The 17,372-nt window shown below is 45.8% G+C and carries 18 protein-coding genes; 12 read left to right on the forward strand and 6 right to left on the reverse strand.

Annotated elements, in window-relative coordinates; translation table 11 throughout:
- Positions 1–74 precede the first annotated feature (74 nt).
- Complete coding sequence (locus tag LZ11_RS07225) at positions 75–749, reverse strand: GntR family transcriptional regulator (protein ID WP_148867230.1); 675 nt, start codon at positions 747–749, stop codon at positions 75–77.
- A gap of 347 nt (positions 750–1,096) precedes the next feature.
- On the opposite strand from LZ11_RS07225, the gene LZ11_RS07230 reads away from it, so the two are divergent.
- Together LZ11_RS07230 and arsM are read left to right on the forward strand one after the other, a co-directional pair.
- A complete protein-coding gene (locus tag LZ11_RS07230) occupies positions 1,097–1,537 on the forward strand; it encodes a MarR family winged helix-turn-helix transcriptional regulator (protein WP_148867231.1) in 441 nt (146 codons plus the stop codon).
- A 16-nt stretch (positions 1,538–1,553) separates the two neighbouring features.
- Positions 1,554–2,363: an arsenite methyltransferase gene (gene arsM, locus LZ11_RS07235; protein ID WP_148867232.1), complete on the forward strand. Its 810-nt coding sequence runs from the start codon at positions 1,554–1,556 to the stop codon at positions 2,361–2,363.
- A gap of 49 nt (positions 2,364–2,412) precedes the next feature.
- Here arsM and LZ11_RS07240 read toward each other — a convergent pair whose 3' ends face one another.
- Positions 2,413–4,041, reverse strand: a complete 1,629-nt coding sequence (locus tag LZ11_RS07240; RefSeq protein WP_148867233.1) for an acyl-CoA dehydratase activase — start codon at positions 4,039–4,041, stop codon at positions 2,413–2,415.
- A 26-nt stretch (positions 4,042–4,067) separates the two neighbouring features.
- Positions 4,068–5,318 (reverse strand): 2-hydroxyacyl-CoA dehydratase subunit D, encoded by a 1,251-nt coding sequence (locus LZ11_RS07245; RefSeq protein ID WP_148867234.1) that lies wholly within the window; start codon positions 5,316–5,318, stop codon positions 4,068–4,070.
- Between the two features lie 696 nt (positions 5,319–6,014).
- Between LZ11_RS07245 and LZ11_RS07250 the strand changes: the two genes are divergently transcribed.
- The 3 genes from LZ11_RS07250 to gltS all read left to right on the forward strand — a co-directional run bounded on the left by LZ11_RS07250 (position 6,015) and on the right by gltS (position 9,350).
- Positions 6,015–7,136: a sensor histidine kinase gene (locus LZ11_RS07250; RefSeq protein WP_170240324.1), complete on the forward strand. Its 1,122-nt coding sequence runs from the start codon at positions 6,015–6,017 to the stop codon at positions 7,134–7,136.
- A gap of 4 nt (positions 7,137–7,140) precedes the next feature.
- A complete protein-coding gene (locus LZ11_RS07255; RefSeq protein WP_148867236.1) occupies positions 7,141–8,031 on the forward strand; it encodes a DNA-binding domain-containing protein in 891 nt (296 codons plus the stop codon).
- A 110-nt stretch (positions 8,032–8,141) separates the two neighbouring features.
- Positions 8,142–9,350 carry a sodium/glutamate symporter gene (gene gltS, locus LZ11_RS07260; RefSeq protein ID WP_148867237.1) on the forward strand — a complete coding sequence of 403 codons (1,209 nt, stop codon included), beginning with the start codon at positions 8,142–8,144 and terminating at the stop codon, positions 9,348–9,350.
- 86 nt (positions 9,351–9,436) lie between these two features.
- On the opposite strand, the gene LZ11_RS07265 is transcribed toward gltS, so the two are convergent.
- The 3 genes from LZ11_RS07265 to mntA are packed head-to-tail and all read right to left on the reverse strand — an operon-like array spanning position 9,437 to position 11,828.
- Complete coding sequence (locus tag LZ11_RS07265; RefSeq protein ID WP_148867238.1) at positions 9,437–10,948, reverse strand: DUF92 domain-containing protein; 1,512 nt, start codon at positions 10,946–10,948, stop codon at positions 9,437–9,439.
- A 42-nt stretch (positions 10,949–10,990) separates the two neighbouring features.
- Positions 10,991–11,410 (reverse strand): type VII toxin-antitoxin system HepT family RNase toxin, encoded by a 420-nt coding sequence (gene hepT / locus LZ11_RS07270; protein ID WP_148867239.1) that lies wholly within the window; start codon positions 11,408–11,410, stop codon positions 10,991–10,993.
- A complete protein-coding gene (gene mntA, locus LZ11_RS07275) occupies positions 11,403–11,828 on the reverse strand; it encodes a type VII toxin-antitoxin system MntA family adenylyltransferase antitoxin (RefSeq protein WP_148867240.1) in 426 nt (141 codons plus the stop codon). Before mntA ends, hepT begins: the two co-directional genes overlap by 8 nt.
- A gap of 129 nt (positions 11,829–11,957) precedes the next feature.
- Between mntA and LZ11_RS07280 the strand changes: the two genes are divergently transcribed.
- From LZ11_RS07280 to LZ11_RS07310, 7 genes are all read left to right on the forward strand, one after another.
- Positions 11,958–13,169: a DNA polymerase IV gene (locus LZ11_RS07280; RefSeq protein WP_148867241.1), complete on the forward strand. Its 1,212-nt coding sequence runs from the start codon at positions 11,958–11,960 to the stop codon at positions 13,167–13,169.
- Between the two features lie 92 nt (positions 13,170–13,261).
- Positions 13,262–13,441 carry a Flp family type IVb pilin gene (locus LZ11_RS07285; RefSeq protein ID WP_148867242.1) on the forward strand — a complete coding sequence of 60 codons (180 nt, stop codon included), beginning with the start codon at positions 13,262–13,264 and terminating at the stop codon, positions 13,439–13,441.
- A gap of 88 nt (positions 13,442–13,529) precedes the next feature.
- Positions 13,530–14,045: an A24 family peptidase gene (locus LZ11_RS07290; protein WP_148867243.1), complete on the forward strand. Its 516-nt coding sequence runs from the start codon at positions 13,530–13,532 to the stop codon at positions 14,043–14,045.
- Positions 14,046–14,053: 8 nt separating this feature from the next.
- Complete coding sequence (locus tag LZ11_RS07295; RefSeq protein WP_148867276.1) at positions 14,054–14,458, forward strand: TadE/TadG family type IV pilus assembly protein; 405 nt, start codon at positions 14,054–14,056, stop codon at positions 14,456–14,458.
- A 1-nt stretch (position 14,459) separates the two neighbouring features.
- Positions 14,460–15,407 carry a pilus assembly protein TadG-related protein gene (locus LZ11_RS07300; protein WP_148867244.1) on the forward strand — a complete coding sequence of 316 codons (948 nt, stop codon included), beginning with the start codon at positions 14,460–14,462 and terminating at the stop codon, positions 15,405–15,407.
- Positions 15,408–15,428: 21 nt separating this feature from the next.
- Positions 15,429–16,127 carry a Flp pilus assembly protein CpaB gene (gene cpaB, locus LZ11_RS07305; protein WP_170240326.1) on the forward strand — a complete coding sequence of 233 codons (699 nt, stop codon included), beginning with the start codon at positions 15,429–15,431 and terminating at the stop codon, positions 16,125–16,127.
- 13 nt (positions 16,128–16,140) lie between these two features.
- A complete protein-coding gene (locus LZ11_RS07310) occupies positions 16,141–17,361 on the forward strand; it encodes a CpaE/TadZ family protein (protein WP_148867246.1) in 1,221 nt (406 codons plus the stop codon).
- Positions 17,362–17,372: the final 11 nt, after the last annotated feature.

Here is a 17,372-nt window from a genome sequence, read left to right on the forward strand (position 1 = left end):
CACCCCCTATGCTGTATGGAATAGCTGATCTCGCAATAAAGTCCTGTACACCATATATGAACGATTTGAAGAACTTATGAAAAATATTTCTTCATAAAATAAGCCTCCCGCGAGTTTTCGATATGCCGCCGGGCAATTTCTTCCGCCAACCTGCCGTCGCCCTTGGTCAGGGCCTCGGCCAGGGCCCTGTGCTCCTGCGTGGCTGCCCGCATGCGGCCGGGGACACTGTAGCCGAGTTTAGTAAAAGCGGCGATGTAGTCCACCAGGTAGTTAATCATCTGATGCAGCCGCGGGCTTTCAGCCGCTTCATAAATGAGCGTATTAAACTCTAAATGAAGTGTTTGCAGAGTTTGCTCGTCATTCCGTTCACAGGCCTTCTCCATGGCTTCCATAAGCTCGCTCAAGCGTTTGAGCTTGCCGGGGCTGATTCTCTCCGCCGCGAGGCGCGCTGCCAGGCCCTCCAGAACTGCGCGAATCATGTATACCTCATGGACTTCACGCTCCGAAATTTGCGCCACTACTACACCCCGGCGGGGAATATGCCGGACCAATCCTTCCTGTTCCAGTTTGTGAATAGCCTCACGCACGGGCGTACGGCTGACACCTAACTGGCGGGCAATCTCTCGTTCTACCAGCCGGGTGCCGGGCTGCAAGCTCCCGCCGAGAATAGCCTCGCGCAGAATTTTAAAAACTTCCCGGCTTATGGGTTGGTATTCCCGAATATTGATGGGGTGTAATATCTTTTCCATATAAACACTCCTTTGCGTTTTACTGTGCTGGTGGGTAAAAGATAAGTCGTCTGTTTTGCCGTCCCTGTACAATTTATACTGGCGGCGGCATTGCAGTATGTCATCGGGATTGTGGAAGAATGGCTCAAGAATATTATGACGAAGAAAAATAAAACGAGCTTTGGCAGCCGCAGGTCGCTTTAGTTCCGGTATTATCCGCAAATCACGATCGCTATTTTTGGGAGGTGATTTTTGATTGAAGATTTATATTCTTAATTTTTAATACCGCAAGGTAGTAAAAATTTTTTTCTATAAATGTTGTAAGATACAACATTTTTATGTTACAATTATAATAGGGAGGTGACCGAATGGAAAATAAGGGCAGCCATTATTTGAGGGAACTGATAAGGATGCTGGTCAGAAACCTGGGCGTGCTGGAAAAGAGCGAGGCCTCCTGCTGCGGCACAACCCTTTCTCAATGCCATGCGATCGTTGAGATAGGGAGGGCCGGGGAAATTTCCCTGAACGAGCTGGCGGAATTGCTCAATCTGGATAACAGTACCATCAGCAGGAGCGTGAACAACCTGGTGAACCAGGGCCTCGTCTCGAGGGAAACGGACCCGGAAGATAGAAGATACGTAAGGATAAGACTGACGGAAGAGGGTTACGGTGTCTATAGAGCTGTGGAAAGCAGCATGGAAGATTATTTTGAAAGGATTTTCACTTCCATACCCGAAGAAAAAAGGGGGCAGGTGCTCGAGAGCCTCCAGATCTTAATAGAGGCCGTCCGAAAAAATAAATGCTGTTAAAGAAAGGAGAGTTTTTATGGGAGAAAATATCAGGGAAAAAGTGAAAACGTATTACGGGGACATAGCAAAGCGGGTGAACGGGAGTTCGTGCTGTTCTGGTTCTTCCTGCTGCGGTGACGACATATGCAAGGATATACCGGTTTACGACCCGGAATACATCACTGGACTCCCCGAAGAAGCTGTGGAAGCGTCGCTGGGCTGCGCCAACCCCATAGCTATTGCGGATTTGAAAAAAGGGGAGAAAGTCCTGGACCTGGGGTGCGGCGGCGGCATCGACGTATTCATCGCTGCGAAGTACGTGGGGCCCGAAGGAAGGGTTTACGGCCTTGACATGACCGACGAAATGCTGGCCCTGGCAAATAAAAATAAAGAGAAAATGGGGATAAACAACGTGGAGTTTATAAAGGGTTATATCGAAGAAATCCCTATGGAGGATGAATCGGTCGACGTGGTGATCTCCAACTGCGTCATAAATCTTTCAGAGGACAAGGGAAGAGTCTTGAAAGAGGCTCACAGGGTACTGAAGGCGGGCGGCAGGCTGGCGGTGGCCGATATAGTAATGCTAAAAGATGTCCCGGAAAATCTTAAGAAAAGCGCAGAGATGTGGGTGGGCTGCATCGCCGGCGCTCTTTCAGTCGGAGAATACGAGGAATTGCTAAAAAAAGCCGGTTTCAGGAACATCGAGATAAGGCCTGTGAATATATACAAAAAAGACTTAATTAGAGACATCCTGGAGCAAAAAAATCTGCAGGAGCTTTATGGAGAAATAGACCTGGACCTGGTCGACGGCGCCTTTGCCGGCGCACTCATCAGGGCGGAAAAGTGACGTCATCCCCTGAAATTGAGGCTGGCCTTCCCGGCTCGGAAAGCCAGCCTCATCCTAATTTGCCTTCAAGGGAAATTAATGCTGCTCCGAGTGCTCCGATAATTTGGGGTTCAAATGGAATTACAAGTTTTTCACCGAGTCTGCTTTCAATGGCATGAACTACTCCCTGATTTTTTGCAACGCCCCCTGTCATCATGTATTTTCCTTTTCTTCCTATCCTGTCGACCAGGGAAACTGCTTTTGAAGCGACGGCTTTATTGAGGGCGTATATTATATCCCTTTGGTCCTTATTTTGAGCAATAAGAGATATTACTTCAGATTCTGCAAATACGGTGCACATACTGGTAATTGTGATATTTTCTTTTACTTCCTTACGTACTTTTGCCATTTCGTCTATTGAGACGCCCAAAGTCCTCGCCATTACTTCCAGAAACCGGCCTGTCCCGGCTGAACATTTATCATTCATTACAAAATCGATGACATTGCCGCTGTCATCGAGCCTTATCACTTTGCTGTCCTGCCCGCCTATATCTATAACGGTTCTGATCGCGTTGTCTATAAAAAATGCGCCTTTGCCGTGACAGGTAATTTCGGTCACGATTCTATCGGCAAAAGGGATGCTCACTCTTCCGTATCCCGTCGCTACTGTTGATGTGATATCCTTTTCTTTAAGTCCCGCGTTGCACAAAGCTATTTCAAAAGCTTTAAAAGCACTTTCTACAGCCCTGGGGCCTGTCGGAATAATGGAATACGATATTATATTTTTATTTTCGTCAATTATGACCGCATTTGTCGAAGTGGAACCGCTGTCGATTCCTGCAAAATAGCCTTTTAAGGCTTCCTTTTTTTCAATTTTTTTAATGCCGGTTGATTCGAAAAACGCGTCCACCCTTGTTAAAATCTGCCCGCTGTTGGAATCGGTATAGTCGGTTTCAATTTTCAATAGGGGAATATCTACTTTATTCTTAAGTTCGGCGTATTCGTAGGAATAAAAATCGCAGAACTTTATAGTGTTGTATATTATTCCCTTGAATTCTTTATTGATTAACTTACTTCGGTCTTCCGCCATTCTCATACACGGCGTTAAATTAAGCAGCGATTCCGCATAGCTTTTTAATAAATTATTTTTTGCTCCGATATTGAATAATCTTTCTTCACCCGTACACGTAAAATTTATTATATTTACTGTGCAGGAATTTTTAATTTTTTCTACGACATCATCTTTTAGCCTCGCGCCCAATATAGCGATGCTTCCGGAGGATTCTTTTTTCTTTTTGAAGGATTTGCCTTCTAAAATTTTCAACAAATCCTCTTCGGCAAAACTCCTGTTTTTGAATGCTTTGTAAGCTTCTATAAATTCGGCTATTTCGTTGTAAAAAAGATCTACTGCAAGAGAGTCTTTTTTTCTGGGCAGGTCCAATATATGGATAAATTTTATTCTGTCTTTTAACACATCATAAAGCCTTCTTATGCTGTCACAGCAGCTGGTTAATACGGCCTCTTCGATATTATTTTCAACAATATTTTCCAGGACTCCTTTTACGAAACTGCACATATTCGAATGAATCAGGGCTTCAGCGCGTTCATAAGACTTGCACCCTGAGTCAAGCCTCACCGGTTCTTCTCCAAAGGCTTCGATTATTTCTACGGGTGTGTATTTGCAAACGTATGCTATCAATTTTTCGCCCCCCCTGAAGGGTTTTGCTAAAGCATTTCGAGAAAAGCCTCAAGCCTCGTCCTGTTCTGCCCTTCCTGATTATTTCTTTTATCTACACAGTCACCATCCAAATAAAGGAACGGGATACCCATTTCTGAGGCAAGATTTTTAATTATAAATGTTCCTCCTATGGACTGCTTGCAGCCCAGGTGGCAGAACTGTATAATGCCGTCGGGTTTTACTTTTTCTATCAGTTCCCTGATTCGTGTAACTTTTCTATTTATTTCGCCGTTAAAAGAAGTTAAAATAAGCTTTTCAGCGATTCCTTTGAATGGATCTTTTTCGTCGATTTCGCCGAGAAAATCATAATTTATATCGCTTCCGGCGATGTGAAAGTTATTATTGAAATTAAAATTATCTTTGAAATTTTTCTCAAACATCGGAAGAAGGTGAACAAAAAATATACTTTTTCCCCTTCTTTCAGGAGCTCTTTTTATATCGTCGATAAGCATTTGATAAAAACTTAATATCTCTCTGCTGCCAATGAATACATGGGATGCAAAAAGCATGTACATTTCAAAGGTCATACTGGTTAAAAGGGTTTTTTCTTTTAAATAATCCAGATACTCTTTCATAACCGTTCTTGTCTTGTTTTCTATTTTTACAACTTCCCTTAATTTATCAATATCGAGTTTTCTCTTAAAAACTTCTTCAAGCCTTTTTACCATTTCCAAAAGCTGGTTTTTCACATAAATTAAGGCTTCTTCAGAATATTTATAGGGAATATCGATGATATACAGGGGAACTCCGTATTTTCTTGAAAGATACCTGAAGGTAGGCATATTTGCATCGCAGATCATGGAAGTAGTAATCATAAATTCGGGTTTTCTGAGAATGTTAAGCTCATTTGCCCCTATAAAGGTTTTATGGTAGCTGCATAAAGTATTTGATATACCCCTTGATTCAGCGGTATCGATAAGATAGTCTTCAATAAAAAAACCGGACATAAAAGAAGAATATGCTTCGATAAATAAGGGCTTTATATCCATGGCTATTAAAAATTCACAGGGAGAAAAAAGGTTTACCCAGGCAGAATTTTGAGGATTTTTCAGCGAGTCTTTTATACTTTTTATGCAGTATTTATTCAGGTAATGGAGGGATTTGGGGCTCCTTTTGTCTTTGAAAAAGTTCACGTAATAATAAGCAGCGGCAAGGCCGAAATTTATTAGTTTATTTACTTTTTCCGGTTTATCCATGTTTCTTTTTATAATATCGCTGTAAAATCTTACCGGATCCATTTTTTATCACTACTCCGTGCCCCTTCCGCGAGGAAGGGGCTTTCGTGTGGTAAATTATTCCTTTATCTGTATTGTATCAGAATGAATGATAATAAGCAATGCCCGGCTTTCATCCCCTATATTTTGGGGAGTGAGTAAAAAGCCGGCAGGTTGAAAGCAATATAAAATGAAGCCGTGCTCTGAAGCACGGCTTTCAGCTTAAAAATGATCGCCCAGTAAGAGAAGGATCAGGATCAGGAACACGAGAAAAGCCTTGCGATCGCTGAAGAAGCCTCCTCCGCTAACGTCTGACATTTTAAACCCTCCTTATGTTAGTATCTACTACAATATATGCTTATTGTTTTTTAGAGGTTACATTATGTTTTTTTGAAAATCATCACCGGAAAGGCTGAGCTATGCGGTATAAAAACCGGCGAGGCTTCAATTCCGGCGCCTGCAATTCCATCGCCTGTACGATATAATTAGATATATACAGATGGGCTGTCACCCTTTGCGCACGCCATTAAAGGGGTTGGGCGATAAACAACCTGCAGCCGGAGAAAAATGTTCGACCGGGAGGTAATTCGGATAAAAGTGAGGGAATTTATTTACAAGATCAAGCGGTACGGTTATTTAATTTTGCTGGTGGTTTTTTTCGCAGAAATATATTTTTATCCCTTCGAAGGTAATTTTAAATTCTCGGCGGGAGTTATTATATTGAACCTTATTATCCTTGCTATGGATAATATATCGGAATTTTGGATCGTAATTTTGAGTGGATTGGCGATATTTGCGGTAAGAGCCGCGGTATTATTTTTTAAAGGGACAAGTTTTGACATGGCGTTGGCTGTTAATCTCCCGTCATTAGTTTATTATATGATATATGCCTTTCTTGTAAAAATATCGGGTATAAAAAAAAGAAAAGACTGTGTATTTGGAGTGATCATCTTACTTTCTTTTGTGGACTTTTCCAGCAATTTATTTGAAGCAGCGATTAGGAATGAGATAAGTCCCTCAGGCTTAAAGCTGATCTTATTAGTAGGTTTTTTAAGAAGCCTTTTGGCCTATTTCATATATGAACTTTATCAAAGACAAAAACTTTTTATTTTGAGCTCTGAACACCAAAAAAGATACACTCAGCTGAATATGTTGATTTCCAATATACAGGCTGAAATGTTTTATCTGAAAAAATCTATGAAGGATATAGAAAATGTGATGAGAAAAAGCTATAGCCTTTACGAAAGTCATGAATTGGACAATGAATTGAAAGAGAAGGCTTTAGACATTGCAAAGGATGTTCATGAAATTAAAAAGGATTATTATAGAGTCATAATAGGATTTGAATCCTTCTTAAAAAGCTTCGAGAATGAGGATTTTATGAAGCTGTCGGATATTTTTACTATAATAAAGGACAATATACAAAGGTACCTCAAGGCAACAAATAAGGAGATAAAAATCTTTTTCAGTCATGAAAGTGATTTTTCAGTAGGGCCGTATTATAATATGTTTACTTTATTAAATAATTTGTTAACAAATAGTATTGATGCTTGTAAAAGTGGCGACACAATCGCCGTTGTGGAAAAGAATTTGGAAGAGAATGTTTATTTTGAGGTTAAGGATAGTGGTGAGGGAATTGAAGAAGATATACTGCCGTATATCTTTAATCCGGGCTTTACGACAAAATATGATGAAAATACCGGCAGCCCTCATACAGGGATTGGACTTTCGCATGTGAAAAATATTGTAGAGGAGCTGGGTGGAAGCATTGAGGTAGATTCTAAACCGGGGGCCGGTACAAAATTTAAGATATTAATTCCTAAAAAAAATTTGGTAAGGTGATCCTATGGACAAAACATTTATGATTATTGATGATGACATTAATGTCAGAAAAATGTTAGCTTTGCTTATAAGAAAAAATAAACTTGGCAAAGTGCTGACAGAGTTAGATAGTGGAAAGCATGCCGTTCAGGAAATACTTTTCTTTAACCCCGATATAGTGCTTATAGATTTGCTGCTGCCGGCCCTGGATGGTATCGAGGTTATAAATGAAGCTAGATCAAAAGGATATAAGGGCAAATTTATAATGATATCCCAGGTGGAAGATGAAAAGATGGTGGCGAAGGCTTATGAAAGCGGTATATTATTTTTCATAAATAAACCAATAAACAATATAGAAGTGGTCAGCGTCATAAAAGGCGTATGCTGCAATATCGACCTTGAGAACTCCTTGGCATTGATTAAAAATACCGTTATGAACTGTGATGCGGAAAATTATCAGATTAAAGATATAAAATCTGATATAAACATTGAGACAAGAATAAATAAGATTTTTAGTGATCTGGGAATTATCGGTGCTGCAGGCAGTAAGGAGTTATTGAAAGTCATATACACAGTGCATAAGCTGAAGCTGGAAAATCCTAATGCCGAATATCAACTCCAGGATATATATGAAAAAGTCCTGCAAGAATATGGTGACAATATAGAAAAACTTAATGTAAAGTCTTTAGAGCAAAGGGTTAGAAGGACAATTCAAAAGGCCCTGCAGACGTTAGCCGAACTGGGCTCCAGTGATTTTGACAATGACATATTTTTGGAATATAGCACACTCCTGTTCGATTTTAAACAAGTAAGGCAGCAGATGCGGCATATAGAGGACCCAAACGAAGAGCCCGGGAAGATAAATATTAAAAAGTTTATAGAAGGAATAATAGTTAAATTGAGATATTCGCAATAATTAATCAAAACGTAAAATTTTGTTCGGTATTTTGTGTAGGATGACGTATTCTGATGTAGGCCGCCGGTATAATATACTTAACAAATTTTCGAAACATCGGAGGTTTTGCAATGACCTTAAAAATTGATATGGTTCAAACTACTGCGCTGGCGGTCATTGTATTATATCTTGGGGAATCCATTAGAAACAAAGCCCCTGCTCTTAAAAAATATTGCATACCTTCACCTGTGATCGGAGGATTATCTCTTGCAATTTTATTTCTTATTTTAAGACAGCTTGGTATAATGACGTTCACCCTGGATACAACACTGCAAAATTTATTTATGAACATGTTTTTTACCACAATAGGATTCACAGCAAGCCTAAAACTTCTTAAAAAAAGCGGTATACCGGTAATTGCTTTTTTGGGAATATCCGTAGTACTTATATTCCTGCAAAATATTGCGGGAATAGCCCTTGCCAAATTATTTAATTTAAACGCTTTATTAGGCCTTGCCACAGGTTCTATACCCATGGTCGGCGGCATCGGTACATCGGGAGCGTTTGGACCTTTGCTGGAAAAAGCTGGTGTACAAGGAGCTACAACGGTTGCCGTCGCTTCAGCCACTTTTGGAATGATTATGGGCAGCGTGATCGGCAACCCCATAGCCAAGAAATTAATTGAAAGGCATGACCTTTTAAAGACCCGCGAAACCGCAGCTTATATAGAAACCGGAATAGCTGATGAGGCAGCTGTATCTGAAGAAGCAGATGAAGTAAGAAGTGAAAACATCAATACGGCAATCGCTCAAATATTTCTTGCTATGGGCATTGGCACTATGATTTCATATTTATTTGAAAAACTAGGGCTCACTTTTCCACCTTATATTGGCGCCATGTTTTCCGCAGCCTTAATTAGGAACCTGTCAGACTTTACGGATACGTTTAAAATACCCGGTGGTGAAATTAAAGTTATAGGGGATATATCGCTGTCATTATATCTTGCTATATCCCTGATGGGATTAAAACTATGGCAATTGGCGGATTTGGCATTACCGCTTATAGTAATGCTGGTGGCACAAACTATATTAATGATGTTAATTGCGTATTTTATAACCTTCAATCTTATGGGGCGTGATTACGAGGCGGCGGTATTAACTTCGGGACATTGCGGCTTCGGTATGGGGGCGACATCCAATGCAATGGCCAATATGCGAGCGCTGACACAACAGTATGGCCCTGCACCAAAAGCGTTCTTCATAGTCCCTCTGGTCGGAAGCTTGTTTATTGACTTTTTCAATGCAGGTATAATTGTACTCTTTATGAATATAGTTAAATAATTAAGTCATATTGTATAAAAAATCAGGATAAAAAATACGCCTTTACAAAAAGTCCGGGTTATTATTGCATTATTCCCGGACTTTTCTTATACAATCCCCGCGAACAGGGCGCTGGAAATGCCGATACTGAGGAAATTGACCAGGTCGTTGTTTACAAAACCCAATCCCCGGACGAGCCGGTTCGGCCTGCCGTTAGAAAACCTTTTTTCGGTCTCTCCTTCCAGTTCTTCCGAATAGTATACACCCTGAAGGGTTGCGCCGAGGATCGAATCGATTACCGACCCCAGGAATCCCCCCAGGGTTACCATGGTGAAGCTCTGAATGTGGGTAAAGGGCAGGTTCCCGAAATATATCAATTTAAACCCCGCGGCGGCGGATATACCTATGAGCATGGCGCCCATTAATGCTGCGAAAGTCCCCGAAAGGCTTACCGCACCGGAAGTGCCCTTTTCCACTCTCTTAAAGGTCCTGAGCGAAATGGGCCGGGCTTTGCTCAGTATCCCCAACTCGGTAGCCCAGGTATCGGCGTTGGCAGCCGCAAAGGATATAGCCAGCAATACCAGATACGATGGATTTTTCGTAATGTAATAGAGGACCGAATAAATAAGTCCCGCACCGCCGTTGGCCAGCACCTGCAAAACGTCCCTGCGCCCGGTTTTGTCGAACTGGCGTGCTGCGCTGCTCTTTGCGCTCTTTTTAAAATGGGAAAGCAGGCTGGAGGATATGAAAAAGAGCACCATTAAAAACGAACCGAAGATCCCCGACGTGGCGTACATTATGGTGCCGAGGAATGTGGCGCCTACGGAACCGTCAAGGGTGAGAGAATTCTTTATATATGCGGCGTATGCTATGAAGAAACTCAGCACAAAACCTATCCCGGCCATGTAAATGAAAATGAACAGGTTCGAATTTTTGAGTATATGCAAAAAATAATGGGAAGCCAGGGCGGTTACGACCGGGACTGTAAGGTTATCCGTGCCGGAGGGCGCCAGGGCTTCCGAAATTGTAGCAAGGAGCGCTGTCACAAAACTTGTCCTGACGACGTGCGGGCTAAATCCCGCAAACAGGCCCAGGGCGGCTGCAATAGATACAAAAGAAAAAGCGAACATAACCACAGAGCCTTCAAGGCTCTTTTCGTTTTTGAAGACTCTGTACCTCAATTTGCCGAATTTCCCGCCCACAATCGCCGCCATCCCGTCGCCGTATCCCATGGTCAGGACTCCGGCGAGGCCGAGATACTCAAAACCCCTCCCCCAAAGCCCTCCATCCCATGTTAGAAGGATGAGGGCTATCAGAGATATGGGGAAATACACCGTCCCCAGGTCGGAGTCGCCCCCGTGCCTTTCCATGCCTTTAAATACATTTTTCTTGTGGGAGTAATAATTTACCGCCACGAATAAGGTGGGGGGTATGAGGGCGTATTTTAGGTCATCTATGAGAAACATGGCCAAAGGCCACCAGTGGGAAACCCCGATATGTACAAATTTCCTGGTGAATTCGGAGCCGAATCCTCCGGCTTTTCTCAAAACTTCCGAAATCATTATGACGCCGAAGACAAATAAGATGGAAATAACAACTCCCATGAAATCCTCTTTCAATGCCTAACCTCCTATTGGGGCATTTACAACGCTCCCGCCTCGTCACAATTTGGAATAGCTTATTATATCCTCCAAGAAAACATATACATCTTTCAAATCATACTTAACAATATTATATATCGTCTTAAAATCTATATCTCCATACTGGTGGGCAAGCAAATTTCTCAATCCTATCATACTCTTTAAAGGCTTTACAAGTTCTTCCCTGATCACTTTTTCTTTTGCTAAGATATCCGCCATATCCGATAAAAAAACGGGTTCCTCCATGCCCTCGTCGGAAATTATATGGTTGCAGATGTCGATGATGTATTGAAGTACGATAAACAAATTATGGCAAACTATGTCTTTTACATCATCATTGCGCAAAAACTGTTCCAGCGAAATATTGCTTTTTGATATGATCCTATCTAAATGAAATCTTATTGAATTTATTTTTTTAGAGATTATTTCTTTTCTAACCATCGGTTAATGTCACCCTTATTCTTTCTTTTGTTGATTTCAGATAGGTATTGATTATATACATCTGGTCCAGGTAAAAATAAAAGTTTTTCACTCGAAACTGGGAGAGTGCAGAAGGGTCACTGTTTTTGACAATCACACCGTTTTTGAACACTTCATGGTTTAGCAGAGGCGGTGCATTGTTCATAATGATTACATCAACGGGTTTTTTAAAAATCTGTTCTAATTCTGTTTTAAAATCCAATTTGTACTTGAAAAATTCATCTTCATGGATACCAGACAAATATACAGCCACATCTATATCACTATCTTTTCTATCTCTGTTTTCAGCATACGAGCCGAACAGGTATGCAAACTGTACGTTATCCTTTGAAGCCAAATATTTGCGTAATACAGAAATAATATTATCCTTACATGTCATGTATATCACCTGAAAATATTATATCATTATTTTTATTTTCCGGCGAGGCACACACCGGCTCCGGTCATTGATTTTATCGACCACGGGTGATATAATTATAACCAAACAAATGTTCAGGAGATGAGGCCTATGCTTTCGATCCTCCACGTGGATATGAACGCCTTTTACGCCTCCTGCCACCAGGCCCTGGACCCGTCTTTAAAGGGCAAGCCGGTCATAGTCGCCGGAGACCCCAAGAAGCGAAACGGAATAGTGCTCACCGCCTCCTATGAAGCCAGAAAGTTCGGGGTAAAGACCGCCATGCCCAACTGGCAGGCCAGAAAGCTGTGCCCCCACGCCGTATTCATAAAACCCGACTACAGGCTTTACGTCGCCACCAGCCACAGGGTGCTGGAAATACTCAACAGATTTTCTCCCCTCGTGGAGGTGTTCAGCATCGACGAGGCATGGCTGGACGTCACCGGCTGCGAGGGGCTCTTCGGGGATGCGGTGACCATAGCGGAGAAGATCCAGAGGGCTGTGATGGAGGAACTCTCGCTGCCGTGTTCCGTAGGGGTTTCCTGCAACAAACTGCTGGCCAAGATGGCTTCGGACATGAAAAAGCCCATGGGGATCACGGTCATAACGCCCGAAGACGTGCCCGACGTGATATGGCCCCTGCCGGTGGATGAACTTTACGGCGTGGGCCCCAGGCTGGCGGAACGCTTAAAGAAGATGAACATAACCACGATAGGCGACCTGGCAGGAGTGCCCGTCGAGATGCTGGAGGCGGCTTTCGGGCTGGTGGGACGGCACATTCACCAGTGGGCTAACGGCATAGACGATTCACCGGTAGATCCCCACTCCATGGACGATGCCAGGTCCATGGGTCACTCGATCACGCTCCCCCGGGATGTGGACACCTGGGATGAGGCCGAGGCGGTGCTGCTGTCCCTGGCGGAGCAGGTGGGGAGGCGGGTGCGGCGGGGAAACTACGTTGGCAGGGTGGTGACCGTCACCCTCCGGGACTCTTCCTTTTCCACCATAACCCGTTCCTCCTCGATCCCCTACACCAGCGCCACCGAAGATATATACGCCGCCGCAAAGCGGCTTTTGCGCTCCAACTGGGACGGCAGGACGCCGCTGAGGCTTCTGGGTGTGAGCCTTTCGGGCCTCATGAGGGAATTCGACCAGATTTCCGTATTTGAGGCCGACGAAAAGAAAAAGAGGCTCAACCGGGTTATAGACGAAATAAGGGACAGGTTCGGGGACGACGCCATCTTCCGGGCGAAGTTGAAGTCCCGGGACCTTATAGGCCAAAAGGGCAGTCCGGCTCTAGGACCTCTTGCCAGGCGAAATTGAGACCTCTGCCTCATGGAATATTTTTCAAAATAGATTATCATTAAGTTAAAAATGGAGAAAAGTAAAAAAATTTGACTGAGGAGGAGATTGAAATGCTGGGTCTCATCAGGAACCTATGGGCGGATCAGGAAGGACAGGCCATGGCCGAGTACGGACTGATCCTGGCGCTGGTGGCCGTGGTGGTCATCATAGCCCTGACGACTCTGGGAAACAATATCAAAGCCAGATTTGAAGAAGTGGGTAATACAATAGGTCCTAATTCGTCGCAGTAAAGCCCGGTGGTTGCTTTCCGCGGCCCTACTTAATTTTAAGTAGGGCCGATTTACAACTCAAAAGAAAATTATCACAGAGGGATGACACATGGTCCTTGACGCGATGCTGTTTGCGGTTCTCGGCATAAGCGTTTACACCGATTTGAAGTATAATAAAATATTTAACGCCGTGCTTGCACCCGCGGCGGCTGCCGCGCTTTTGGGGAACCTATATCTTTTCGGGGCCGCCGGGGGCCTTGACAGCCTGAAGGGAATGATGCTCGGTATGGCCTTCCTGTTCGTGCCCTTCGCTCTAGGAGGGATGGGCGGCGGGGATGTGAAGCTGATGGGAGTTGTGGGAGCCTTTAAGGGGCCCGGGTTCGTGTGGACGGCCTTCATATGTTCGGCCCTGGCGGGAGGCCTGTTGTCGCTGGGGGTGATGGCCGCCGAGGGCAGACTCCTTTTGCGGTTGAGGGCGGTCTTTTACACCTTTCTGTCAATTCTCGGTGTCATGCCGAGGGGACTGAACCTGCTGGGGCATCCGAAGACCGGAAGTACCGGGTCTTTTCCATACGGCGTTGCCATAGCTGCGGGCACCATTCTGGCGTACTTTCTAGCGAGGTGAATGCCGTGATGCGGTTGAAAAAATTTTTCCGCAACCAGAGGGGCCAGGCGGTGGTAGAATTTGCCCTGGTGCTGCCGGTACTGGTGCTTATCCTCTTCGGCATCCTTGAGTTCGGAAGGATTTTTCACTCATACATAGTGATAACCAACGCCGCCAGGGAAGGGGCAAGGTTAGGGGCTGTAGGAAGGTCGGATTCCGAAATCAGAGCCAGAATTTACGAGGCGGCGGCGCTGCCCGAATCCGACACCAGGCTCCAGATAACCAGGCTCGAACCGGAAGAAAACCTGCGGGCGCCTGGGACTCCTCTTACGGTGGAGGTCACCTATTACGTTACTCCCGCGACGCCCGTTTTTTCCAGCATTCTCCCCGATCCGGTGGTGCTCAAATCCAGAACCGTTATGAGGGTGGAGTGAGATGAAAAAGGTATGGGGTATGCTGACGACATTAAAAAAAGATGAAAGGGGCGTGGCGGCGCTGCTGGCGGCGGCCGTGATCGCCGGAATTCTGGGGATGACGGCGATGACGGTGGACGTGGGGAAAATGGCGCTGGAGAGGGCGAGGCTCAAAAACGCCTGTGACGCGGCCGCTCTGGCTGCGGCCAGGGAACTGCCTTCCGCGGACGCGGCCGAGAGGACTGCCATGGAGTACCTGGAGTACAACGGGGTGTCACCGGAAGAGGCCTCGATAACCGTAGACACCGTCGGCGGGCGGATAACCGTTGAAGCCCGCAGGCGCGTGAGCCACAGTTTCGGAGGGGTGCTGGGGTTTGAATCCAGCGAGGTCAGCGCCAGGTCTTCCGCCGTGTTCGGGGCGGTTTCCGGAATGACAGGCATAGTGCCATTCGGCATTCCCGATCAGCAGCTGGAATTCGGCCGGGAATACCGGCTGAAGTCGGCTCCCCCGGACGATTACTCCCCCGGCAATTACGGCGCCCTGGCCCTGGAATTCAGGGGAGCCGCCAGCTACGAGAACAACATGAAGTACGGCTACCAGGGCATGATAAACGTCGGCGACTGGGTATTAACCGAACCGGGCAACATGTCGGGCCCGACGGAAGAAGGCGTCAATTACCGTTTGAGCAGATGCAGCCATTACCCGAAGTGCACGGTGGACAATTACGATCCCAACTGCCCCATGGTGATGATGGTGCCCGTTTTTGATCCCGATTCCCTGTCATCGGGCAGGGACCAGGTAAAAATCGTGGGGTTTGCCGCCTTCCTCCTCAAAGGAGTGGAAGGTTCGGGCAACCAGAATGTAGTGTCCGGGTATTTCCTGAGGATTGTGCCTCAGGACGGGCTCAAATTTACGATAGATCCCGGTCAGACCGACTACGGATTTACGGCTTCGCGGCTCGTGGAGTAACTAACAGAGCGGAGGATGAACATGAAGAATAGATTTATTTTTCTTCTGGCTTTAATTTTCGCCCTTGCAGCGGGCTTCGGAGTATATAAGTATATGGGTGACCTGAAAATGGCTTATACTTCTTCCGGGAATTTCACCCCGGTGGCTGTGGCGAAAAAGAAAATCCCCGCCAGGATTGTAATCGGTGAGGACATGATCGAAATGAAGGAAATGCCGGCGGCGTACATCCCTGCAGGCGCCGTCACCGGTAAAAAGGATGCCGTGGGAAAGCTCAGCCGTACCGATATATATCCGGGGGAACTCCTTTTGCAGAACAAACTCCTGGATAGAAATTCAGCCGGAGCCGGGCTTTCTTCCAAAGTGGAACCCGGCAAGAGGGCCATTTCGATTCCCGTCAACAATGTAACGGCGCTACACGGGCTCGTCAACACCGGCGACAGGGTGGACATAATTGTTACGTTCACGCCCCCGGGAGAGAGAGGCTCCGTGTCGGCCGGCATCGTGCAGAACGTGCCGGTGCTGGCGGTGAACGCCAGCCTGGAGACCTCTACCCAGCCGAAAGACGAGCCGAAAACCGTTACCGTCATGGTAGAGCCGCGGGACGCCCAGAAGATCGCTCTGGCCATTCAGCAGGGGAGCGTTCAGCTGGTGCTGCGGTCGCCGTCCGACAACAGCAAAAACCCTGTAAACCCGGTCAACCTGCAAAAATTGTTAGAATGATGGGGTGTTGAAAATGCCCATAAGGGTCTTAATTGCCGACGATATACCTACAACCCGGGAAGACATAAAGCGGCTTTTGTATTTCGAGGAGGATATAGAGGTCGTGGGGGAGGCCGCTGACGGCCAGGATGCGGTGCGGATGGTAGGTGAGCTGAAGCCCGATGTGGTCCTGATGGACATAAATATGCCCAATCTGGACGGTATAGCGGCCACCGAGCAGATTACAATGGTTGCCCCCAAAACGGCTATTATAATCATTTCCATTCAGGGCGAATACGAGTACCTGAGGAAGGCCATGGCCGCCGGGGCCAGGGAATACCTGGTGAAGCCCTTTTCCGCCACAGACCTGGCCAACGCCATCCGCCGGGTACACGACGCCCAGCAGCGCAGGAACGCCCTTATAACCGCCCCTCCCCCGGTGAGCGTATTCGGCGGGGCGAGTAAAAAGCGGGGTAAAATCGTCACCTTTTTTTCTTCCAAAGGAGGAGTCGGCAGGACCACTCTGGCATGCAACCTGGCTGTGATGCTGGCCCAGGAGACCAAAAAGAACGTGGCTCTGCTGGATCTGGATCTGGACTCGGGGGACGTGGCTGTAATGCTCAACATCTCCGCAAAGGTGACTGTGGCGGATCTGGCCCAGGAGCAGGAGAATTTCGACATGCAGCTGGTGGAAGGGTTTTTGATTCCCCACCTCTCGGGAGTCCGGGTGCTGCCGGCTCCGCCGTCGCCGGAACAGGCCGAACTCATAAACGCAAACCACGTGGAACAGCTGTTGAAAGTTATGAGGGAAAATTTTGACTATTTAATAATCGACACCTCGCCGCTTTACAACGAAATAAACCTGGCGGTGCTTGAACTGAGCGATACCGTGGTGCTGGTGCTCAACCAGGAACTGACGACGCTTAAGCACGTAAAAACCGATGCCGACATATTAAAAAGGCTTAACTGCGAGTTCAAGATTAAATTCGTGCTCAACGGTCAGGACGGAGACGGTGTCAAGGTAAAGGACGTCGAGAGGACGCTGGGAAGCCCGCTGGCCGTGATTATACCGGAAGATTCCAGAACCGTAAAGAACGCCATAAACCGGGGTGTTCCCTTCGTCATGGCACAGCCCAACGCGAGGGTATCGGACGGCGTAAGGGAGCTCATGGAAAAACTCGAGCTGATAAAAGATGAAAACAGCCCGGAAGAACCCCGGAAAAAATCGATAATCATGCGTATGTTTAGTTTGTGAGGGTGATAAAT

The sequence above is a fragment of the Thermosediminibacter litoriperuensis genome (assembly GCF_008124715.1).
GTDB lineage: Bacteria > Bacillota > Thermosediminibacteria > Thermosediminibacterales > Thermosediminibacteraceae > Thermosediminibacter > Thermosediminibacter litoriperuensis.